Here is a 21,714-nt window from a genome sequence, read left to right on the forward strand (position 1 = left end):
CGCCGAGAGCCACTGCGGCGACCACGGACAGAAGGATCGCCCCGAGGACCGCTGTCACCCCGGCTGAGATCACCAGGATTCCCCACCACGGTGGATCGTCTCCCACAGTCCCCCCTCACGAAGTGTGCGCACCAAGGGCGACGCCTGAGGTACCGGGTCCGGTTCCGTGACCGTCGTCGATGCCAGCCGTACATGCCGAAGGCCCCCCACCGTTTCCGGTGAGGGGCCTTCGTGCTGGTGGGGCTAACAGGATTTGAACCTGTGGCCTCATCCTTATCAGGGATGCGCTCTAACCAACTGAGCTATAGCCCCGCCGCGCTGTTGCGCTGACTTCTGAAGATTAGCGCACGTCGGGGCCAGTCCCAAAATCGATACCCGGCGTCCTACTCGTCCTCGGCGAGAGTGAGCTCCACGCCACCCACGAAGCCGGCCGACAGGTTGTAGATGAACGCGCCCAGTGTCGCCAGCGCCGTCGCCAGCACCACATCGATCACCGCGATGACCGAGGTGAAGATGAGGACGCGCGGCAGCGACAGGAACGACTGCAGATCGAAACCGTTGCTCTCGTTCGAGCCGGTCGCCTCACTGATCGTGCCGCCCACGGTGGAGAAGACGCCCATCGCGTCCATCACCATCCACAGGACGGCGGCCGCGACCACCGTGCAGATACCGAGCGCGATGGAGAGCAGGAAGCTGACCTTCATCACCGACCACGGGTCGGCCTTGGCCACCCGTAGACGCGCCTTACGGGTACGCGGAGTGGTCCGCGCCCCCGTACGGGGCAGCCGGGTCGCCTGAGCGCCGCCGACGCCCTGCACGCCGCCCTGTGTGCCTCCGCCCTGCGTACCGCCCGCAGGGGACTGGTACGCCTGCGGCGGGTGGTAGGGCCCCGCCTGGCCCGCCGCGGGCTCCCGCTCACCGGGCAACGGCCCGGTCGCGTACCCCTCGTACTGCGGCTGCGATCCCCGAGTGTCCGTCACAGTGCCCCCTTGGGAGTCCGTGGCAGGGCCACGGGCGCCGTTCGCGCCTGCTCCGGAAGCGGCGGCCGAACCGGCGCCCGTGGCTCCACTCACGCTCTACTCCTCGTGCTCCCCGGCCGAAGGCGCCGTGCCCTCGACTGTGCCCTCGACCACGTTCTCGGCATGGGCCTCGACCGTGGCGCCTTCGGCCTCATCGGTCCCGTCGACCTCTTCGGCCTCACGACCGGCCTCGGCGTTGCGCGCGATGCCGACGACGGCATCACGCTTGCCCAGATTGATCAGTTGGACGCCCATGGTGTCACGGCCCGTCTCCCTGACTTCATTGACTCGCGTACGAATCACGCCACCGCCGAGCGTGATGGCGAGGATCTCGTCCGCTTCCTCCACCACCAGCGCGCCGACGAGCGAACCACGGTCCTCGACGATCTTGGCGGCCTTGATGCCGAGACCGCCGCGACCCTGGACGCGGTACTCGTCGACCGCGGTCCGCTTCGCGTAACCGCCGTCCGTGGCAGTGAACACGAACGTACCGGGCCGTACAACATTCATCGAGAGCAACTCGTCGCCCTCGCGGAAGCTCATGCCCTTCACCCCGGAGGTGGCGCGGCCCATCGGGCGCAGCGCGTCGTCCGTCGCGGTGAACCTGATCGACTGTGCCTTCCTGCTGATGAGCAGCAGGTCGTCCTCGGCCGACACCAGCTCCGCGCCGATCAGCTCGTCGTCCGCGCCGCTCTCCGTCTCGCGGAGGTTGATCGCGATGACGCCGCCGGAGCGAGGCGAGTCGTAGTCCTTGAGCGAGGTCTTCTTCACCAGACCACCCTTGGTCGCCAGGACCAGGTAGGGAGCGGCCTCGTAGTCTCGGATCGCCAGGATCTGCGCGATCTGCTCGTCCGGCTGGAACGCCAGCAGGTTGGCGACGTGCTGCCCGCGCGCGTCCCGGCCGGCGTCCGGCAGTTCGTACGCCTTGGCCCGGTAGACCCGGCCCTTGTTCGTGAAGAACAGCAGCCAGTGGTGCGTGGTCGACACGAAGAAGTGGTCGACGATGTCGTCTTCCCTGAGCTTCGTGCCGCGCACGCCCTTGCCGCCGCGCTTCTGCGAGCGGTAGTCGTCCGTCTTCGTGCGCTTGACGTAGCCGCCGCGCGAGATGGTGACGACGATGTCTTCCTCGGCGATGAGGTCCTCGATCGACATGTCGCCGTCGAAGGGCACGAGCTTGGAACGGCGGTCGTCACCGAACTTGTCGACGATCGCCGCGAGTTCCTCGCTGACGATCTGACGCTGCCGCGCCGGTGAGGCGAGGATCTCGTTGTACTCGTTGATCTTCGCCTGGAGTTCGTCGTGCTCGGCGGTGATCTTCTGGTGCTCCAGAGCGGCCAGACGCCGCAGCTGCATCTCCAGGATCGCGTTCGCCTGGATCTCGTCGATCTCCAGCAGGCCCATCAGGCCTTCCCGCGCGATCTCCACGGTGTTGCTGCGGCGGATGAGCGCGATGACCTCTTCGATCGCGTTCAGCGCCTTGAGCAGGCCGCGCAGGATGTGCGCCCGCTCCTCGGCCTTGCGCAGCCGGAACTTCGTGCGCCGGACGATGACCTCGATCTGGTGCGTCACCCAGTGCCGGATGAACGCGTCGATCGACAGCGTGCGCGGCACCCCGTCGACGAGCGCCAGCATGTTCGCGCCGAAGTTCGACTGCAGGTCGGTGTGCTTGTAGAGGTTGTTCAGCACGACCTTGGCGACGGCGTCACGCTTGAGCACGACGACCAGGCGCTGGCCCGTCCGCGAGGACGTCTCGTCACGGACGTCCGCGATGCCGCCGACCTTGCCGTCCTTCACCAGGTCGGCGATCTTCTGCGCGAGGTTGTCGGGGTTGGTCTGGTAGGGGAGTTCCGTGACGACCAGGCACTGCCTGTTCTGGATCTCCTCGACCGCGACGACCGCCCGCATCGTGATCGAGCCCCGGCCCGTGCGGTAGGCCTCCTCGATGCCTTTGCGGCCCACGACCAGGGCCCCGGTCGGGAAGTCCGGTCCCTTGATCCGCTCCATCAGGGCGTCCAGGAGCTCCTCGTGCGAGGCCTCCGGGTGCTCCAGGTACCACTGCGCGCCGGCGGCGACCTCACGCAGGTTGTGCGGCGGGATGTTGGTCGCCATACCGACCGCGATACCGGCGGAACCGTTCACCAGGAGGTTGGGGAAACGCGCCGGCAGAACCGTCGGCTCCTGGTTGCGGCCGTCGTAGTTGTCCTGGAAGTCGACGGTCTCCTCGTCGATGTCCCGGACCATCTCCATGGACAGCGGCATCATCTTGCACTCGGTGTACCGCATGGCCGCGGCCGGGTCGTTGCCCGGAGAACCGAAGTTGCCGTTGGAGTCCACCAGCGGCATGCGCATCGACCAGTGCTGCGCGAGGCGCACGAGGGCGTCGTAGATCGAGGAGTCGCCGTGCGGGTGGTACGTACCCATGACGTCACCGACGACGCGGGCGCACTTGTAGAAGCCCTTCTCGGGCCGGTAACCACCGTCGTACATCGCGTACAGCACGCGGCGGTGGACGGGCTTCAGACCGTCCCTCACATCGGGCAGCGCACGCGACACGATGACGGACATCGCGTAGTCGAGATAGGAGCGCTGCATCTCCGTCTCGAGCCCCACGGGCTCGACACGCATGCCCACGCCCGGGACGGCGGGCTCCGGTTCGGGCATCACAGGGGTGTTCTCGTCGGCCATTTCTGGTCAAAGTCCTTTCGAGCTGCGGCTTGCTTGTACGGCCGACTCAGATGTCGAGGAAGCGGACGTCCTTGGCGTTGCGCTGGATGAACGAGCGCCGCGCCTCGACGTCCTCGCCCATCAGCACCGAGAACAGGTCGTCGGCCTGCGCCGCGTCGTCCAGCGTGACCTGGCCGAGTACACGGTGGTCCTGGTCCATCGTCGTGATGCGCAGCTCCTCGGCATTCATCTCACCGAGACCCTTGAAGCGCTGGATCGAGTCTTCCTTGATCCTCTTGCCGCTCTGCTTGCCGAGCTCCACCAGTGCGTCACGCTCACGGTCCGAGTACGCGTACTCGAAGTCGTCACGGCCCCACTTGATCTTGTAGAGCGGCGGGCGCGAGAGGTACACGTGCCCGGACTCCACCAGCGGCCGCATGAACCTGAACAGGAACGTGAGCAGCAGGGTGTTGATGTGCTGGCCGTCGACGTCGGCGTCCGCCATCAGAATGATCTTGTGATAGCGGAGCTTCTCGATGTCGAAGTCCTCGTGGACCCCGGTGCCGAAGGCGGAGATCAGGGCCTGGACCTCGGTGTTCTGCAGGATCTTGTCGATCCGGGCCTTCTCGACGTTCAGGATCTTGCCCCGGATGGGAAGAATGGCCTGGTACATCGGGTTACGACCGGACTTCGCCGAACCACCGGCGGAGTCACCCTCGACGATGAAGATCTCGCACTTCGTCGGGTCGTTGGACTGGCAGTCGCTCAGCTTGCCGGGCAGCGAGGCGCTCTCCAGAAGCCCCTTGCGCCGCGTCAGGTCACGCGCCTTGCGGGCCGCCACACGGGCGGTGGACGCCGCGATGCCCTTGCGGATGATGTCGGCGGCCTCGTTGGGGTTCCGGTCGAACCAGTCCGTCAGCTGCTCGTGGACGACCTTCTGGACGAAGGTCTTCGCCTCGGTGTTGCCCAGCTTGGTCTTCGTCTGCCCCTCGAACTGGGGCTCGCCCAGCTTCACCGAGATGATCGCCGTCAGACCCTCACGCACGTCCTCACCGGTGAGGTTGTCGTCCTTCTCCCGCAGCAGCTTCTTGTCTCGCGCGTAGCGGTTGACCAGCGAGGTCAGCGCCGCACGGAAGCCCTCCTCGTGCGTACCGCCCTCGTGCGTGTGGATGGCGTTCGCGAAGGAGTAGACACCTTCGGTGTACTGCGTGTTCCACTGCATGGCGATCTCGGCAGAGAGGAGCCGGTCCTTGTCCTCGGCCTCGATGTCGATCACCGACTGGTGAATGAGGTCGCCCTTGCGGGAGTTCAGGTACTTCACGAAGTCGACGATGCCGTCCTCGTAGTGGTACGTGACCGTCCGCGTCGGCTCCTCCTCGGGGACGTCGACCACCTCGGCACTGTCCGCGCCCGCCGTGGCCTTCGCCGCCTCGCGCTCGTCGGTGAGCTTGAGGGTGAGCCCCTTGTTGAGGAACGCCATCTCCTGGAAGCGGCGCGAGAGCGTCTCGAAGGAGTAGTCGGTGGTCTCGAAGACGTCGCCGTCCGCCCAGAAGGTGACGCTCGTACCCGTCTCCTCGGTGGCCTCGTGACGGGCCAGCGGGGCTGTCGGGACGCCGAGCTTGTAGTCCTGGGTCCACCGGTAGCCGTCGGTCCTGACCTCCACGGCCACCCGTGTCGACAGGGCGTTGACGACGGACACGCCGACGCCGTGCAGACCACCGGAGACGGCGTAGCCGCCGCCGCCGAACTTGCCGCCCGCGTGCAGGACGGTGAGCACGACCTCGACGGCCGGCTTGCCTTCGGACGGCACGATGCCGACCGGGATACCGCGGCCGTTGTCGACCACGCGCACCCCGCCGTCGGCGAGGATCGTGACATCGATGGTGTCCGCGTGCCCGGCCATCGCCTCGTCGACCGAGTTGTCGACAACCTCTTGCACGAGGTGGTGGAGACCGCGCTCACCGGTGGACCCGATGTACATGCCGGGTCGCTTGCGGACCGCGTCCAAGCCCTCGAGCACGGTGATCGCGCTGGCGTCGTACGAGGCGGTGACCTCGCCGTGCTCACCGGCTGTGGACGGGATGTTCTCGTTGGGGTTGCCGGAATCGGCCACGAAGCGCCCTTTCTGGCACAGCACAGGCCGTTCTCCGGCAGGCGGGAGCGGCTGCGTCGTTCGGCTTGTATCGACGACTCCCGCGAGGAAGCGGGATTGTCCACCAGTCTACCGGTAGCGCTGACATGAATGGGGGTTTGCCGGTGCCTGAGTACGCATGTGCCGCCCTGAATGAGCGGCTGACGACTCCCCATATTCAGGAAGGGGCCCCGGGAGGCTCACGAGGGCTTTGCGCGCTTCGGGCTGTCAACCTCTCGCTACGGTGAGGGACGCTCCCCGGACCCCGCGTTACACAAAACCGCCCATAGGCGTATATACGGGAAAGCCCGACCTGGCGGCGAATCGCCAGAGAAGGGGACATACCGCCCTCCGTGTGGAAGCCGACGCCCTCCGTGCCCTTGTCCGCAGAGGAGAAAAAGCCCTGCTCAGCCGTAGGTGTCTCCGGGCCCCTTGCTACCGGGCGTCCGAAGAGGGCCGAATCTGCGCTGAGGGCCACCGGGGCCCAGCACCTTGATCATCCGTACGGTGCCGTGGCCCAGATCCGTGTTGAGCCGCGCGACGAGCTGCGGCGCCAGCAGCCGGAGCTGCGTCGCCCACGCCGTCGAGTCGCACTGCACGGTCAGGACCCGCTCCGCCGGATCCTCGTCGTACCGCACCGGTACACAGTGATTGGCCAGATCGTCACCGACGATCTGCGGCCAGCGGCCCATCACCCCGCCGACAGCAGCCGGGGTCTCCCAGCCCCGCTCGGTGATCAGCCGGTTGATCGCCGAGCCCAGGGGCAGCGGATCCCGCCCGTCGGAACGGGCTCCGGACCGCAGACCACCGCCGCGCCTCGCCTGCTTCTTCTGCTGCGCCGCGGCTCCCCGGGCACGGGCCTGTTCCTTCGCCGCCCGAAGGGCCACACGCGCCAGGTCCACGCCCGAGACCTCCGGCTGCTTCGCCGGTCCCGGCGTGGGTACGTCCTGCTCGCCCGGGCCACTCACAGCCGCTCCACCGCGCCGGCGGACACCGCGTACCGCGCCCCGGCCAGCACCCCCGGGACATCGTCGTCCACAGCCGCCGTCACCAGCACCTGCTCACCCGGGGCCACCAGCTCCGCCAGCCGCTCGCGACGGCGCGCGTCCAACTCGGCGAAGACGTCGTCGAGCACCAGCACCGGCTCGTTCCCCTCGGTGCGGAGCAGGTCGTACGAGGCCAGGCGCAGGGCCAGGGCGTACGACCAGGACTCACCGTGGCTGGCGTACCCCTTCGCCGGCATTCCCCGCAGGCCCAGCACCAGATCGTCACGGTGCGGTCCGACCAGGGTCACGCCGCGCTCGATCTCCTGCTTGCGCGCCTCGGCCAGTGCGGCCATCACCTGCTCGTACAGCTCCTCGCGGGTGCGGGCGGGCTCCACGTCGGCTCCCACCGAGCTGCGGTACTCGAGCGTCACGGGCCCACCGCCGGGGGCGACGTCGCCGTAGGCCTTGTCAGTCAGGGGCTGAAGGGTGGCGATCAGGTCCAGGCGCTGCGCCAGCAGCTCCGCGCCCACCCGGCCCAGGTGCTGGTCCCACACGTCCAGTGTGGAGAGGTCCGCCGAGCGTCCGCCGTGCCTGCGGGCCATCGCCGCGGACTTCAGCAGGGTGTTGCGCTGCTTCAGCACCCGCTCGTAGTCGGAGCGCACCCCGGCCATCCGGGGGGAGCGCGCCGTGATGAGCTCGTCCAGGAAACGCCGGCGCTCCCCCGGATCGCCCTTCACCAGGGCGAGGTCCTCCGGCGCGAAGAGCACCGTCCGCACTATCCCGAGGACGTCACGAGGTCTGACCTGAGACGACCTGTTGATCCGGGCCCGATTGGCACGGCCCGGATTGAGCTCGAGCTCGACCAGTTGCGAGCGTTCGCCCTGGGTCACCGCCGCGCGCACGACGGCACGTTCGGCGCCCATACGCACCAGGGGTGCGTCGGAGGACACCCGATGGCTGCCGAGCGTGGCGAGATAGCCGACCGCCTCGACCAGATTGGTCTTGCCCTGGCCGTTGGCGCCCACGAACACGGTGACGCCCGGGTCGAGAGGGACCTCGACCCGGGCGTACGAGCGGAAGTCGGCCAGCGAGAGATGCGTGACGTGCATGGTCGCCGACCCTTCCGACTGCGTGCTCTGCTGTGTTGCGCCGTACCGCGGGCCGCCTGTCGCGCTCGCGGCCGGCTTACCGCGGACCTACTTCTTGTTCTCTACCGCGTGGCCGCCGAACTGGTTGCGGAGCGCGGCGATCATCTTCATCTGCGGCGAGTCGTCCTGCCGCGAGGCGAAACGTGCGAAGAGGGACGCGGTGATCGCGGGCAGCGGCACCGCGTTGTCGATCGCGGCCTCGACCGTCCACCGGCCCTCACCGGAGTCCGCGGCGAAGCCACGGAGCTGGTCGAGGTGCTCGTCGTCGTCCAGCGCGTTGACGGCCAGGTCGAGCAGCCAGGAACGGATGACCGTGCCCTCCTGCCACGAGCGGAAGACCTCGCGCACGTCGGTGACCGAGTCGACCTTCTCCAGAAGCTCCCAGCCCTCGGCGTAGGCCTGCATCATGGCGTACTCGATGCCGTTGTGGACCATCTTGGCGAAGTGGCCGGCGCCGACCTTGCCCGCGTGGACGGAACCGAAGTCGCCTTCGGGCTTGAGCGCGTCGAAGATCGGCTGGACCTTGGCGACGTTCTCCTCGGTTCCGCCGTACATCAGGGCGTAGCCGTTCTCCAGGCCCCAGACACCGCCCGAGACCCCGCAGTCGACGAAGCCGATGTCCTTGAGACCCAGTTCGACGGCGTGCTTCTCGTCGTCGGTCCAGCGGGAGTTCCCACCGTCCACGACCACGTCACCCGGGGAGAGGAGCTCGGACAGTTCGTCGATGGTGGACTGGGTCGCGGCGCCTGCCGGAACCATCACCCACACGACGCGCGGGCCCTTGAGCTTGCCCACAAGCTCCTCGAGGCTGTGGACATCGGCGACATCCGGATTGCGGTCGTAACCGATGACCGTGTGGCCTGCGCGGCGGATGCGCTCGCGCATGTTGCCGCCCATCTTGCCGAGGCCGACGAGACCGAGCTCCATCAGAGATTCCTTAAGCGTTGTGCCGATTCGTACCCAGGACCGAGCCTACGCCCGGCCGGGACAGCACGGCGGGTGCAGCACGGTGGGCCCGCTCTGCGCTGAGCCTGCCCGCCGGAACTGCCATGACAGGGACGACCGCCGGATCAGCCCGAGAGGCGGACCGGCATGATCAGGTACTTGTACGCGTCGTCGGCCTCGGCGTCGACAGCCGGCCGGCCACTGAGCAGCGCGGGCTTCGTCGAGGTCGTGAAGGAGAGCTGCGCGACCGGGGAGTCGATCGCGCTCAGGCCGTCCAGCAGGAACGTCGGGTTGAACGCGATCGAGATGTCGTCACCCTCGAGCACCGCGTCGACCCTCTCCACAGCCTGTGCGTCGTCGCTGGAACCGGCCTCCAGGATCAGCACGCCCTGCTCGAAGCTGAGGCGCACCGGGGTGTTCCGCTCGGCGACGAGTGCCACACGCTTGACCGCCTCGACGAACGGAGCGGTCTCGATGACCGCGACCGAGTTGAACTCGGTGGGGAACAGCGTCCGGTACTTCGGAAGGTCGCCCTCCAGGAGTCGCGTGGTCGTGCGCCGGCCGGCCCCCTCGAAACCGATGAGGCCTTCACCCGCGCCCGAGCCGGACAACGCCAGGGTCACCGTGTCCCCGCTGGTCAGCGCCTTGGCGGTGTCCAGGAGTGTCTTGGCGGGCACCAGGGCCACAGCGGAGGCGTCCGGGTTCTCCGGCTTCCACAGGAACTCGCGGACCGCGAAGCGGTAGCGGTCGGTGGACGCCAGGGTGACGGTGTCGCCCTCGATCTCGATCCGCACGCCGGTGAGGACGGGCAGGGTGTCGTCGCGCCCCGCCGCGATGGCGACCTGGGCCGCCGCCGAGGCGAAGACCTCACCGGGAACGGTGCCCGTCGCGGTCGGCATCTGCGGCAGCGCCGGGTACTCCTCCACAGGGAGGGTGTGGAGGGTGAACCGGGAGGAGCCGCAGACCACCGTCGCCCGTACACCGTCGGTGGAGATCTCCACCGGCCTGTTCGGCAGTGCGCGGCAGATGTCCGCGAGCAGGCGGCCGGAGACGAGCACCGTGCCGTCCTCCTCGACCTCCGCGTCCACGGACACCTTGGCCGAGACCTCGTAGTCGAAGCTCGAGAAGCTGAGGGCGCCGTCCTCAGCCTTCAGCAGAAGGCCCGCGAGAACGGGCGCCGGCGGACGGGCCGGGAGGCTGCGGGCCACCCAGGCCACCGCCTCCGCGAGTACATCGCGCTCCACCCGGATCTTCACCGGAACCGCCTCCTGCTGTTGCTCGCTCGCCCTGCTGGCCTTCGTCGTCTGACCGGGGGTCCCTGCCGAAGGGCTGGGGACGCCACCGGGGTCCAGTCTGACGTACGGCACCGACACTCGTCGCTGCTCGGGGTCAAGTCGCGCCAAGAGCTTCGCCGAGCTCGCTGCTCAAGTTGTGCACAGGCCCCACTTCGAAGCGGATTCCTGGCTAACTCTGAGTGGTAGTAGTAGTAGGCCCTGTGGAAACGGTGGATAACGCTGTTTGGGCAGGTCAGCAGCTGTTTTTTGTCCACCGACCCTGTGGGCGGCACCGGTGGACAACCAAGCGTTTCTGTGGACACGCGAAAGTTCTGCACACCCGATGCACAGGGTGGAGTCACTTCTCCCCAGGCCTGTCCCCAGCTTTACCCACGTTCCCCACAGCTCAACCAAGACCCCTCGTGTGACGCCTTTCACTCTCGGCAGTGAAAGGCGGTGCCGGGTTGCCGAACAGTGGACAGGGGTGTGGAGAAGCTGGGGACAACAGGGTCCTGCCTGTGGGCCGCCGGTGGACAACCTCACCGTGGCCCTGTGGACAAAATTTCTGTCCACAGGCTGTGGATCATCGTTGGCCACAAATCCCCAGGCATGTGACCTGGCCTGATGGAGTATCGACAGCACCCCCTGTGGACGCAATCTGAACAACTTCACAGTCCCCAGGCTGTGGATGCCAGATTCCGGTGTCTTCTGTGGAGGACAGCGCTTCAGCGGGCTGTATTCGAACACTTCAGCCGGAAGCCACCGGTCCGGCATGCCGTCGATGGGAGCGGTGCGGGGGTGGCCGGCCTGTCCGGAAGCGCTGCGGCCTTCTGCGAGAGGGCGCGCTCAGGGCGCGCCTCCGGCTTCCGGAGCGCCTTCAGAGCCCCGGGTATGGCGAAGGCGCCCCGTGAGGACGTCATAGGTCCTCGCGAGGCGCCGGAGGCGCGGGGTGCGGCGTATCCGGGCCGCCGTGCGGCCGCGTCAGCCGTTCTTGATGCGGTTGGTGAGCTCGGTGACCTGGTTGTAGATGGAGCGCCGCTCCGCCATCAGCGCGCGGATCTTCCGGTCGGCGTGCATCACCGTGGTGTGGTCGCGTCCCCCGAACTGGGCACCGATCTTGGGAAGCGACAGATCCGTCAGCTCGCGGCAGAGGTACATCGCGATCTGGCGTGCCGTCACCAGGACCCGGCTGCGCGACGATCCGCAGAGGTCCTCCACCGTCAGGCCGAAGTAGTCCGCGGTCGCCGCCATGATGGCCGGCGCCGTGATCTCGGGAGCCGAGTCCTCACCGCCGGGGATCAGATCCTTGAGCACGATCTCGGTCAGGCCGAGGTCCACCGGCTGCCTGTTCAGGCTCGCGAAGGCGGTCACCCGGATGAGGGCGCCCTCCAACTCGCGGATGTTCCGGGAGATGCGGGAGGCGATGAACTCGAGAACCTCGGGCGGTGCGTTGAGCTGCTCCTGCACGGCCTTCTTACGGAGGATCGCGATACGCGTCTCCAGCTCCGGGGGCTGCACATCGGTGGTGAGGCCCCATTCGAACCGGTTGCGCAGCCGGTCCTCGAGCGTCACCAGCTGTTTGGGCGGGCGGTCCGAGGACAGCACGATCTGCTTGTTGGCGTTGTGGAGCGTGTTGAAGGTGTGGAAGAACTCCTCCTGCGTCGACTCCTTGCTCGCGAGGAACTGGATGTCGTCGACCAGGAGGATGTCCACGTCGCGGTAACGCTTGCGGAAGGTGTCGCCCTTGCCGTCGCGGATCGAGTTGATGAACTCGTTGGTGAACTCCTCGGAGCTCACGTACCGCACCCGGGTGCCGGGGTACAGGCTCCGGGCGTAGTGCCCGATGGCGTGCAGCAGGTGGGTCTTGCCGAGTCCTGACTCCCCGTAGATGAAGAGGGGGTTGTACGCCTTGGCGGGGGCCTCGGCCACGGCGACCGCCGCCGCGTGCGCGAAGCGGTTGGAGGCGCCGATCACGAAGGTGTCGAAGAGGTACTTCGGATTCAGCCGGGCATGCGGCTCACCGGTCCCGGGCGGGGGCGCGGCCTGGCCCATGGGGCCGCCGGACCGTCCGGTGCCGGGACCGCCCTGGCGGTGCTGGGGCTGCTGGTCCTGGAGGTCGTGGCGGTCCCGGCTGTCCCGAGGCTGCTCGTAGCCCTGGTGCTCGGGAGGCTGCGGACGGTAGTCGTGCTGGGGCTGCTGGGGGCGGGGACTCGCGTACGGGTCGCGGTCCTGGTACCCGCCGTGCCGGGGCTGCCAGGAGAGGTCCTCCTGGGCCCGGGGCCAGGCGCCCGGCTCAGGGCGGTGCTGCTGGTAGTCCGGGTAGGCGGGGCGGGCCGTCGGCATGCCGTCGTCGGACGACCTGGGCCCGTAGCCGTCATACGCGTCGTTGCGCGGGGGCTCGTCGTGCTGCGGGCCCTGGTAGCGGTGTGACTGCTGCCCTTGGCGGGGCTGGTGCATCGGGGGCGCGGGAGGCTCGCCCGCGGAATCGTCGACGGTGATCGCGATCCGGATCGGCCGCCCGCACTCACGGGTGAGCGTCTCGCTGATCAGCGGGGCGAGCCGGCCCTCCAGGACGCGTTTGCCCCATTCGTTGGGTACGGCCAGCAGCGCGGTGTCAGCGACGAGCGCCAGGGGCTGGCAGCGCTCGATCCACTGCTTGTCCTTCGGCTCGATGCCCTGCTGGCCCTCCCCGAGGAGTTGTTCCAGCACTCGCGGCCACACTGCGGCAAGATCGGCAGGTACGTCAGCCACAAGGCACGCTCTCTCGCATGTCCCACGAATGTGTGCTTCTCGGGACGGGATGGGTCGGGTCGGGTGAGGCCCGGCAGGCAGGAAGGAAAAGAACCGGAGTTCAGCCACGGTAGTCAGGCCGACCCGCGCGGTTCAAGTTGTTGTCCACAGGCTGTGTACAGCAGGGGGTGGCGCGAGGCCGGTTTGACCGGATGGCGTAGCCGCGATTACCGTGACCAGGTCGAGTTGTCGATGGCTGCTGCCGCCTGCCTCCGATGGGCAAAGATCACGATCTGTGATTGTGAAGCGGTGCACTAAGGCGTTTACGCGAGTTCCTCGTGGGCGCACGGTGACAGCCAGGCGATGTCCCGCCAACACACGAATCATTTCTGGAGCCCCCGAGTGAGCAAGCGCACCTTCCAGCCGAACAATCGTCGTCGCGCCAAGACCCATGGTTTCCGGCTGCGTATGCGCACCCGTGCCGGCCGCGCGATTCTCGCGAACCGCCGTGGCAAGGGTCGCGCCAACCTGTCCGCCTGATCGCGGCCAGGTCATGACGTGCTGCCTTCCGAGAATCGGCTGAGGCGGCGCGAGGACTTCGCAGCCGCTGTACGCCGGGGACGTCGGGCCGGACGCCCGCTACTCGTCGTACATCTACGCAGCGGTGTTACGGACCCGCACGTGACAGGGGAGAGTGCTCCCCCGCCACGTGCGGGTTTCGTTGTCAGCAAAGCAGTGGGTGGAGCGGTCGTCCGCACCGCGGTGAAGCGCAAGCTTCGCCATCTGGTCCGCGATCGGCTTGCTGAGCTGCCCCCCGGTAGCCTTGTTGTCGTACGAGCGCTACCCGGATCGGGTGACGCCGACCATGCACAGCTGGCCCGAGACCTGGACGCCGCTCTCCAGCGGCTGCTGGGAGGGGGTGCGCGATGAAGTACCCGCTGCTGGCTCTCATCAAGCTGTACCAGTGGACGATCAGCCCGCTCCTCGGGCCTGTCTGCCGCTACTACCCGTCGTGTTCCCACTATGGATATACGGCGATCGACCGGCACGGTGCGATCAAGGGAACAGCGCTGACCGCATGGCGCATCCTGCGATGCAATCCGTGGTCACCCGGCGGCGTGGATCACGTACCGCCACGCAAACGTCCGCGTTGGCACGAACTGCTGCGCAACTGTGTGCGTGGCCGCACGGGCGGGGACTCCGCCGCCGACGTGCCTTCCGGGGGGTCGGTCTCCGAACCTCTGAGCCCGGCCACAGAGACCTCGCCCAAAGCTCAAGGAGCCTGATTAGTGGACACGATTGCCAGTCTGTTCAGCTTTATCACCACACCTGTTTCGTGGGTCATCGTCCAGTTCCACAAGCTCTACGGAGCGTTGTTCGGCGATGACACGGGGTGGGCCTGGGGCCTGTCCATCGTGTCCCTGGTGGTCCTGATCCGGATCTGTCTGATCCCGCTTTTCGTGAAGCAGATCAAGTCGACCCGGAACATGCAGGTGCTCCAGCCGAAGATGAAGGCGATCCAGGAGCGCTACAAGAACGACAAACAGCGTCAGTCCGAAGAGATGATGAAGCTGTACAAGGAGACGGGCACCAACCCTCTCTCCTCGTGCCTCCCCATCCTGGCGCAGTCCCCGTTCTTCTTCGCCCTGTATCACGTGCTGTCGTCCATCGCCTCGGGCAAGACGATCGGTGTCATCGACCAGCCGCTGCTGGACAGCGCACGCCAGGCGCACATCTTCGGCGCCCCGCTCGCCGCGAAGTTCATGGACAGCGAGGAGAAGGTCGCAGCGCTCGGCGCCTCGCTGACCGATGTCCGTGTCGTTACCGCGATCATGATCGTGATGATGTCGGCATCACAGTTCTTCACCCAGCGCCAGCTGATGACGAAGAACGTCGACCTGACGGTGAAGACCCCGTACATGCAGCAGCAGAAGATGCTGATGTACATCTTCCCGGTCATCTTCGCCGTCATGGGCATCAACTTCCCCGTCGGTGTCCTCGTGTACTGGCTGACCACCAACGTCTGGACCATGGGTCAGCAGATGTACGTGATCAACCAGAACCCGACTCCGGGCAGTAAGGCGCAGGACCAGTACCTGGGCCGCGTGCTGAAGAGCGTGACCACTCATGGGCAGGTGCGGGGCAGGACGCGGCGCAACACCGTGAAGGCGATCGTCGCCAAGGGTCCGGACCGCAATGACATCGAGCGCAAGTTCATCACCGGTCTGGGGAAGCTCGGCCTCGCCGCCCAGGAGGACGGGACGGTGGCGAAGAGCGACGCAGCCGTGCTCGAGGCCGAGGGCGGTGCTGCGCCCAAGCGTCAGCAGCCCAAGCGCCAGCCCAAGGCGAAGCGTCACACCGCTGCCACGCAGCCCGGCACGGCGAAGGCCTCCAGCTCCACCGGGTCGGAAGCCAAGACCTCGCTGGAGAAGCGGGACGCATCGCAGGACGACAAGCCGAAGGCGGCGGGCAAGTCCGCCGCGTCCGGCTCCTCACGCCAAGCCAAGTCCGGACAGCGCAAGGGCCCGCAGCGGCCCAAGCACCCGTCCAAGAAGTAAGAAGGAGTCCATCCGTGACGGAAGGCACCATCACCACGGCCGCTGAGGGCAGCGACACTCTGACCCGCCTCGAGCAGGAGGGGGAGATCGCGGCTGACTACCTCGAAGGCCTGCTCGACATCGCCGACCTCGACGGCGACATCGACATGGACGTGGAGGCGGACCGGGCAGCGGTCTCGATCATCAGTGACTCGGCGCGTGACCTGCAGAAGCTCGTGGGGCGTGACGGTGAGGTGCTGGAGGCACTCCAGGAACTGACGCGCCTGGCCGTCCACCGGGAGACCGGCGACCGCAGCCGCTTGATGCTGGACATCGCCGGCTTCCGTGCCAGGAAGCGGGAGGTCCTCGCCGCGCTGGGTGCGAAGGCCGCGGAGGAGGTCAAGAGCTCGGGCGAGCCGGTGAAGCTTGATCCGATGACGCCGTTCGAGCGCAAGGTCGTCCACGACGCGGTCGCGGCGGCAGGCCTGCGCAGCGAATCCGAGGGCGAGGAGCCGCAGCGCTTCGTCGTCGTTCTCCCGGCCTGACCGGATCCTTGTAATGTCGGCCCCGTCTGTTCACAGGCGGGGCCGATCTTTGTCAGCCTGATAGTCAGCGTGCTAGAGCGGTACGGAAGGACGGTCCCCGTGACGGAGGAAGCAGAGCTCCCTCAGGCGCCCAAGGAGGCGCAGGCGGTATTCGGTGAGTTCTTCCCAGAAGCTGTCAGGTACGCGGAGCTGCTCGCTGACGCGGGCGTCAAGCGAGGGCTGATCGGTCCTCGCGAGGTGCCGCGCCTGTGGGAACGCCACCTGCTGAACTGCGCGGTGCTCTCCGAGGTGGTCCCCGAAGGCGTCACGGTATGTGATGTGGGCTCGGGGGCCGGACTTCCCGGTATCCCGCTGGCACTCGTGCGTCCCGACTTGAAGATCACGCTGCTCGAACCGCTGCTGCGCCGGACGAACTTCCTGCAGGAGGTCGTCGAGCTCCTGGGGCTTCATCACGTGACAGTCGTCCGCGGACGGGCCGAAGAGGTGCTCGGGACCTTGCAGCCCGTACATGTGGTCACGGCCCGGGCCGTCGCGCCGCTCGACCGGCTCGCGGGATGGGGAGTGCCCCTGCTTCGTCCCTACGGAGAGATGCTGGCACTCAAGGGGGGTACGGCCGAAGAGGAGATCCAAGGCGCTCGGGCCGCTCTCAGCAAGCTCGGAGTCGTGGAGACCGAGGTGCTGCACGTCGGCGAAGGTCTGGTTGATCCCCTGTCCACGGTTGTCCGCGTGGTGGTCGGGGAGAGCCCGGGTGGTGTGAGGTTCGCCGCAAAGCGGGCCAAGGCTGCACGAGTGGGCCGCACGCGTCGGCGTCGTTGAGTACACGCGGCCGAGGCAACCCCAGGTACCTCTTGGGTTCTTTCATGCCCTGGATCCCGTTTTGTGATGATGCTCCATGCAAGCAGCGATATGCGCTGCCTGCGGAGTGTCGGGAGCCCGCCGCTGTACTGCGGAGGCATCGTGTTTCACGTGAAACGTCGCTCTCTGCTGCAGGGAATCATCGGCCGTGGTCGCGCGGCTGCCGCGCCGCGCGACCGCAGGCCCGTAAGAGTTGCCGAGTTGTCCACAGAACCTGATTCATCCACAGAACAGTCGGCCTCGCTGGTTCGCGACCCCGAAAGCATGGCAGGCTCTGTTCATTGCGAGCCTGAAGTCGAGGAGAGTGAATCCTTGCGGTCCGACGCCAACATCGCGGGACCGATGACCGACCCGGTCCCCGGTCCCCGTACCGAGTCCTTGGGGGACGGTGTTTCACGTGAAACACCGCCGCCGATGGACGACACACCTATTGGTCGTGCGGCCCAGCTGGCGGTTGAGGCCCTCGGCCGCGCCGGCGAAGGGCTGCCACGACCAGACCGGACACGCGTCATGGTCGTGGCCAATCAAAAAGGCGGCGTGGGGAAGACGACCTCGACGGTCAACCTGGCCGCCTCGCTCGCGCTGCACGGTGCGCGGGTCCTGGTAGTGGACCTGGACCCGCAGGGCAACGCCTCAACGGCTCTGGGCATCGACCATCACGCGGACGTCCCCTCCATCTACGACGTCCTGGTGGAGAGCATGCCGCTCTCCGAGGTGGTGCAGCCTGTTCCGGATGTCGAGGGTCTCTTCTGCGCGCCGGCGACCATCGATCTCGCCGGTGCGGAGATCGAGCTGGTGTCGCTCGTGGCGCGGGAGAGCCGACTTCAGCGGGCGATCCAGGCGTATGACCAGCCGCTGGACTACATCCTCATCGACTGTCCGCCTTCGCTCGGCCTGCTGACGGTCAACGCTCTCGTGGCCGGAGCGGAAGTGCTCATCCCGATTCAGTGCGAGTACTACGCACTGGAAGGTCTCGGCCAGCTGCTTCGCAACGTCGACCTGGTCCGGGGGCACCTGAACCCCGACCTGCATGTGTCGACGATCCTGCTCACCATGTACGACGGCAGGACCAGGCTCGCTTCGCAGGTGGCGGAGGAGGTGCGTAGTCACTTCGGCAAGGAGGTGTTGCGGACCAGCATTCCCCGTTCCGTGCGTATCTCGGAGGCGCCGAGCTATGGGCAGACCGTGTTGACATACGATCCGGGCTCCAGTGGGTCCCTGTCCTACCTTGAGGCGGCCCGTGAGATCGCGCTGAGAGGCGTCGGGGTGCATTACGAGGCCCAGCACGCGTCGGCGGGCGAGCCCGCCCGCACCGGCGTTCAGAACAGCCAGCAGAGTCATTCGGAGGGCATGCAGTGAGCGAGCGTCGTAGAGGGCTGGGGCGTGGACTCGGCGCGCTGATTCCCGCAGCTCCGCAGGAGAAGCACATCGCGGGCCCTGCGTCCGGTGGCAACGCGGTGGGTGGGCCCCCCGTGATGGCGGCCGAGCGTGGGGTAGCCGCTGCGAAGCTGGCCGCGCTTCCCTCCGGCACGCTGGTCCCCGAGCCGAGTTCACCGGTAGGGGATTCGAGCACCGGGATGGGGGAGCCCGAAGTCGCCGGGGCGTACTTCGCTGAGATCCCCATCGCTTCGATCACCGCGAACCCCAGGCAGCCTCGCGAGGTGTTCGATGAGGACGCGTTGGCAGAGCTGGTCACCTCCATCAAGGAGGTCGGTCTCCTCCAGCCCGTCGTCGTACGCAAGGTCGCTGAGGACCGGTACGAGCTCATCATGGGTGAGCGTCGTTGGAGGGCGTGTGGAGAAGCGGGTCTGGAGCGCATCCCGGCCATCGTCCGTGCGACTGATGACGAGAAGCTGCTTCTCGACGCGCTCCTCGAGAACCTGCACCGGGCTCAGCTGAATCCCTTGGAGGAGGCGGCGGCGTACGACCAGCTGCTGAAGGACTTCAAGTGCACGCACGACCAGCTGGCGGACCGCATCGGCCGGTCCCGTCCGCAGGTGTCGAACACGCTTCGTCTGCTGCGGCTCTCTCCGCCGGTACAGCGCAGGGTCGCCGCAGGAGTCCTGTCAGCCGGGCATGCGAGGGCTCTGCTGTCGGTGGATGACTCCGACGAACAGGACCGATTGGCTCACCGCATCGTGGCCGAAGGGTTGTCGGTGCGTGCCGTCGAGGAGATCGTCAATCTCCTCGGATCCGAACCTACGAGTTCCGCGAAGCCCCGGGGGCCCAGGGCCGGCGGTCGGGTGTCCCCGGCGTTGACGGATCTCGCTTCGCGTCTATCTGATCGGTTCGAGACCCGAGTGAAGGTCGACCTCGGGCAGAAGAAGGGAAAGATCGTCGTCGAGTTCGCCTCGATGGAGGATCTGGACCGCATTCTCGGTAGCCTCGCCCCGGGTGAAGGCCGTGTTCTGGAGCGGAGTGTCGAGGAAGAGCAGGCTGAGGCCGACGGGGCCTGAGCCGCCGGAATGACAAGGGCGGACCGAGTTCTGGGAAGTTGTCCAGAACAGGGTCCGCCCTTTGCCGTCTCTCGGTATCCCCCATCATCTCTGGGTGGATACGATGCGTTCTGGTATGGCGTATCCAACACCGTGATGATCCACCTCAGAGGAGGCGGGGGCCGTGCGATCAGTGAATCGCAGCCACCTGGTGTCAGTCGGTTTGGGGCTTGGTGCTGTCGGGGGATTCGTCGGCAGCCTCTTCCGGGAACGGAGTGCGCTGGCAGCCGCACGGGGTGCGGCGGGTGAAGGAAGTGAGGAACCGCCTACATGGGGCGTCGGCTCGTACCGCTCACACTGGACAACCTTCCGGATCTCCCCCGGCGCTGCCGCTCGTGTGTCTTCTGGGAACTTGATCCGGTCAGTGGGGAAGCCGCGGTAAAGGCAGGCAGACCTGAACTCGAGAAGGAAGCCTGGATCTCCGCCGTGCTGCTCGAGTGGGGATCTTGCGGACGGGTCGTCTACGTGGACGATGTCGCGGTCGGTTTTGTTCTCTACGCACCGCCTGCTTATGTGCCCCGTTCCACGGCGTTTCCTACCAGCCCTGTATCCCCCGATGCCGTCCAGCTGATGACTGCTCTGATCTTGCCGGGTTTCCAAGGGCAGGGCCTGGGGCGCGTGATCGTGCAGACAGTCGCCAAGGATCTGCTGCGACGTGGCTTCAAGGCGATCGAGGCTTTCGGCGATGCGCGGTGGAAGGAACCGGCGTGTGTGCTGCCGGCGGATCACCTGCTTGCAGTCGGCTTCAAGACGGTGCGACCCCACCCCACGCATCCCCGTCTCAGACTGGAACTCCGTACGACGCTCTCCTGGAAAGAGGATGTCGAACTGGCGCTGGACAGGCTGCTGGGCGCAGTGCAGAAAGAGCCAGCCTTGCGGCCCCTTTGACCACCGCGGCTGAGAGCGCATGAAAAACGGGCCCACCCGAAGGGAGGGCCCGTTTCACGTGAAACAGTCGACGTTACTTCTGGCCGATGAAAGTTTCGAGGTCACGGAGGATCGCGGCCTTGGGCTTGGCGCCGACGATGGTCTTCGCGACCTCGCCACCCTGGTACACGTTGAGCGTGGGAATCGACATCACGCCGTACTTCGCTGCGGTGGCCGGGTTCTCGTCGATGTTGAGCTTGACGATCTCGATCTCGTCGCCGTACTCAGCCGCGATGGCCTCCAGAGAAGGCGCGATCTGGCGGCACGGGCCGCACCAGGCGGCCCAGAAGTCCACCAGCACGGGCTTGTCGTTCTTCAGGACGTCCTCATCGAAGGAGTCGTCGGTTACGTTCTTCAGGGCGCCGGCCACGGCGGCCTCCTTAACTTCGAGGGGGTATGCGTGCGGGGAGAACTCAGACTGCCGGGGTCTTCTCCGGCTCGGCGAGCTGTTCGTCGGAGAGGGCCGCCAGGTATCGCTCTGCGTCGAGAGCGGCCGAGCAACCGGTCCCAGCGGCTGTGATCGCCTGTCGGTAGGTGTGGTCGACGACGTCGCCGGCGCCGAAGACACCCTTCAGGTTGGTGCGCGTCGAAGGAGCCTCGACCTTGAGGTATCCCTCGTCATCGAGGTCGAGCTGCCCCTTGAACAGCTCCGTGCGCGGGTCGTGGCCCACAGCGATGAACAGACCCGTCACGGGAAGCTCGGATGTCTCACCGGTCTTGGTGTTGCGGAGGGTGAGGCTGGAGAGCTTCTGGTCCCCGTGAACCGTCGCGACCTCGCTGTCCCATGCAAATTTGATCTTCGGGTCGGCGAAGGCGCGCTCCTGCATGGCCTTGGAGGCACGCAGGGAGTCGCGGCGGTGGACGATCGTGACGCTCTTGGCGAACCGGGAGAGGAAGGTCGCCTCTTCCATGGCGGTGTCTCCGCCACCGACCACGGCGATGTCCTGGTCCTTGAAGAAGAACCCGTCACAGGTGGCGCACCAGGAGACACCACGTCCGGACAGTGCGTCCTCGTTGGGGAGACCGAGCTTGCGGTGCTGAGATCCCGTGGTGACGATGACGGCCTTGGCGCGGTGTACCGTGCCCGCGGTGTCCGTAACAGTCTTCACATCGCCGGAGAGGTCGACAGAGACGACGTCGTCGGGGATGAGTTCGGCGCCGAAGCGTTCGGCCTGGGCACGCATGTTGTCCATGAGCTCAGGGCCCATGATGCCGTCCTGGAAGCCCGGGAAGTTCTCCACGTCGGTGGTGTTCATCAGTGCACCGCCAGCGGTGACGGCTCCCTCGAACACCAGCGGCTTCAGCGATGCGCGAGCGGTGTACAGGGCGGCGGTGTAACCAGCCGGCCCGGAGCCGATGATGATCACATTACGGACGTCGCTCACGGGTTCTTCCTCGTCTCTGCAGACTGCCTACTGCCTACTGGGGTCGGTTCCACGACTCTCACCCCACCCAACG

19 protein-coding genes and 1 tRNA gene are annotated in these 21,714 nt (G+C 66.9%); 9 read left to right on the plus strand and 11 right to left on the minus strand.

Translation table 11 applies throughout. From position 1 onward, the window contains the following. Positions 1–235: 235 nt before the first annotated feature. From ACHFIV_RS31800 to dnaA, 9 genes are all read right to left on the minus strand, one after another. Positions 236–312: transfer RNA gene (locus tag ACHFIV_RS31800), tRNA-Ile, on the minus strand. Positions 313–383: 71 nt separating this feature from the next. After that, positions 384–980 carry a DUF3566 domain-containing protein gene (locus tag ACHFIV_RS31805; protein WP_398976156.1) on the minus strand — a complete coding sequence of 199 codons (597 nt, stop codon included), beginning with the start codon at positions 978–980 and terminating at the stop codon, positions 384–386. Between the two features lie 96 nt (positions 981–1,076). Beyond that, positions 1,077–3,704 carry a DNA gyrase subunit A gene (gene gyrA / locus ACHFIV_RS31810; protein ID WP_398976158.1) on the minus strand — a complete coding sequence of 876 codons (2,628 nt, stop codon included), beginning with the start codon at positions 3,702–3,704 and terminating at the stop codon, positions 1,077–1,079. 46 nt (positions 3,705–3,750) lie between these two features. Continuing rightward, positions 3,751–5,820 carry a DNA topoisomerase (ATP-hydrolyzing) subunit B gene (gene gyrB / locus ACHFIV_RS31815; RefSeq protein WP_398976159.1) on the minus strand — a complete coding sequence of 690 codons (2,070 nt, stop codon included), beginning with the start codon at positions 5,818–5,820 and terminating at the stop codon, positions 3,751–3,753. Between the two features lie 401 nt (positions 5,821–6,221). Continuing rightward, the gene (locus ACHFIV_RS31820; RefSeq protein ID WP_398976161.1) at positions 6,222–6,782 is read right to left on the minus strand and encodes a DUF721 domain-containing protein; all 561 of its coding nucleotides are present in this window, start codon (positions 6,780–6,782) and stop codon (positions 6,222–6,224) included. Continuing rightward, a complete protein-coding gene (recF, locus tag ACHFIV_RS31825) occupies positions 6,779–7,909 on the minus strand; it encodes a DNA replication/repair protein RecF (RefSeq protein WP_398976163.1) in 1,131 nt (376 codons plus the stop codon). The genes ACHFIV_RS31820 and recF overlap by 4 nt, the downstream gene beginning before the upstream one ends. An 87-nt stretch (positions 7,910–7,996) precedes the next feature. Beyond that, positions 7,997–8,875 (minus strand): phosphogluconate dehydrogenase (NAD(+)-dependent, decarboxylating), encoded by an 879-nt coding sequence (gnd, locus tag ACHFIV_RS31830; protein ID WP_398976165.1) that lies wholly within the window; start codon positions 8,873–8,875, stop codon positions 7,997–7,999. A gap of 143 nt (positions 8,876–9,018) precedes the next feature. After that, positions 9,019–10,149: a DNA polymerase III subunit beta gene (dnaN, locus tag ACHFIV_RS31835; protein ID WP_033296764.1), complete on the minus strand. Its 1,131-nt coding sequence runs from the start codon at positions 10,147–10,149 to the stop codon at positions 9,019–9,021. A gap of 999 nt (positions 10,150–11,148) precedes the next feature. Then, complete coding sequence (gene dnaA / locus ACHFIV_RS31840) at positions 11,149–12,918, minus strand: chromosomal replication initiator protein DnaA (RefSeq protein WP_398976166.1); 1,770 nt, start codon at positions 12,916–12,918, stop codon at positions 11,149–11,151. A gap of 381 nt (positions 12,919–13,299) precedes the next feature. Between dnaA and rpmH the strand changes: the two genes are divergently transcribed. The 9 genes from rpmH to ACHFIV_RS31885 all read left to right on the plus strand — a co-directional run bounded on the left by rpmH (position 13,300) and on the right by ACHFIV_RS31885 (position 20,217). Then, the gene (rpmH, locus tag ACHFIV_RS31845) at positions 13,300–13,437 is read left to right on the plus strand and encodes a 50S ribosomal protein L34 (RefSeq protein ID WP_014047156.1); all 138 of its coding nucleotides are present in this window, start codon (positions 13,300–13,302) and stop codon (positions 13,435–13,437) included. A gap of 18 nt (positions 13,438–13,455) precedes the next feature. Beyond that, positions 13,456–13,827 (plus strand): ribonuclease P protein component, encoded by a 372-nt coding sequence (gene rnpA / locus ACHFIV_RS31850; protein WP_398976168.1) that lies wholly within the window; start codon positions 13,456–13,458, stop codon positions 13,825–13,827. Further along, the gene (gene yidD, locus ACHFIV_RS31855) at positions 13,824–14,183 is read left to right on the plus strand and encodes a membrane protein insertion efficiency factor YidD (RefSeq protein ID WP_398976169.1); all 360 of its coding nucleotides are present in this window, start codon (positions 13,824–13,826) and stop codon (positions 14,181–14,183) included. Before rnpA ends, yidD begins: the two co-directional genes overlap by 4 nt. 3 nt (positions 14,184–14,186) lie before the next feature. Continuing rightward, on the plus strand, positions 14,187–15,455 hold the full coding sequence (yidC, locus tag ACHFIV_RS31860; RefSeq protein ID WP_398976171.1) for a membrane protein insertase YidC: 1,269 nt from the start codon (positions 14,187–14,189) through the stop codon (positions 15,453–15,455). 14 nt (positions 15,456–15,469) lie between these two features. Next, entirely contained in the window at positions 15,470–15,979 is a 510-nt protein-coding gene (locus ACHFIV_RS31865; RefSeq protein WP_398976173.1) for a protein jag, read from the plus strand. Between the two features lie 99 nt (positions 15,980–16,078). Then, positions 16,079–16,795, plus strand: coding sequence for a 16S rRNA (guanine(527)-N(7))-methyltransferase RsmG (gene rsmG, locus ACHFIV_RS31870; protein ID WP_398976175.1), 717 nt, complete (start codon positions 16,079–16,081; stop codon positions 16,793–16,795). 303 nt (positions 16,796–17,098) lie between these two features. Next, positions 17,099–18,193, plus strand: a complete 1,095-nt coding sequence (locus ACHFIV_RS31875; RefSeq protein WP_398976606.1) for a ParA family protein — start codon at positions 17,099–17,101, stop codon at positions 18,191–18,193. Next, positions 18,190–19,290, plus strand: a complete 1,101-nt coding sequence (locus ACHFIV_RS31880) for a ParB/RepB/Spo0J family partition protein (protein ID WP_398976177.1) — start codon at positions 18,190–18,192, stop codon at positions 19,288–19,290. Before ACHFIV_RS31875 ends, ACHFIV_RS31880 begins: the two co-directional genes overlap by 4 nt. 309 nt (positions 19,291–19,599) lie before the next feature. Further along, complete coding sequence (locus ACHFIV_RS31885) at positions 19,600–20,217, plus strand: GNAT family N-acetyltransferase (RefSeq protein ID WP_398976179.1); 618 nt, start codon at positions 19,600–19,602, stop codon at positions 20,215–20,217. 73 nt (positions 20,218–20,290) lie between these two features. Here the strand turns inward: ACHFIV_RS31885 and trxA are convergent, their stop codons facing one another. Together trxA and trxB are read right to left on the minus strand one after the other, a co-directional pair. Further along, complete coding sequence (gene trxA / locus ACHFIV_RS31890; RefSeq protein ID WP_398976181.1) at positions 20,291–20,626, minus strand: thioredoxin; 336 nt, start codon at positions 20,624–20,626, stop codon at positions 20,291–20,293. 43 nt (positions 20,627–20,669) lie between these two features. Beyond that, entirely contained in the window at positions 20,670–21,641 is a 972-nt protein-coding gene (trxB, locus tag ACHFIV_RS31895; protein WP_398976182.1) for a thioredoxin-disulfide reductase, read from the minus strand. Positions 21,642–21,714 lie beyond the last annotated feature (73 nt).

Source organism: Streptomyces sp. ALB3 (genome assembly GCF_044385685.1).
GTDB lineage: Bacteria > Actinomycetota > Actinomycetes > Streptomycetales > Streptomycetaceae > Streptomyces.

Coding starts and splice junctions, on each gene's coding strand:
- gyrA (WP_398976158.1), bottom strand. CDS start 3,704: ATGGCCGACGAGAACACCCCTGTGATGCCCGAACCGGAGCCCGCCGTC.
- recF (WP_398976163.1), bottom strand. CDS start 7,909: ATGCACGTCACGCATCTCTCGCTGGCCGACTTCCGCTCGTACGCCCGG.
- gnd (WP_398976165.1), bottom strand. CDS start 8,875: ATGGAGCTCGGTCTCGTCGGCCTCGGCAAGATGGGCGGCAACATGCGC.
- yidD (WP_398976169.1), top strand. CDS start 13,824: ATGAAGTACCCGCTGCTGGCTCTCATCAAGCTGTACCAGTGGACGATC.
- ACHFIV_RS31875 (WP_398976606.1), top strand. CDS start 17,099: ATGGCAGGCTCTGTTCATTGCGAGCCTGAAGTCGAGGAGAGTGAATCC.
- ACHFIV_RS31885 (WP_398976179.1), top strand. CDS start 19,600: ATGGGGCGTCGGCTCGTACCGCTCACACTGGACAACCTTCCGGATCTC.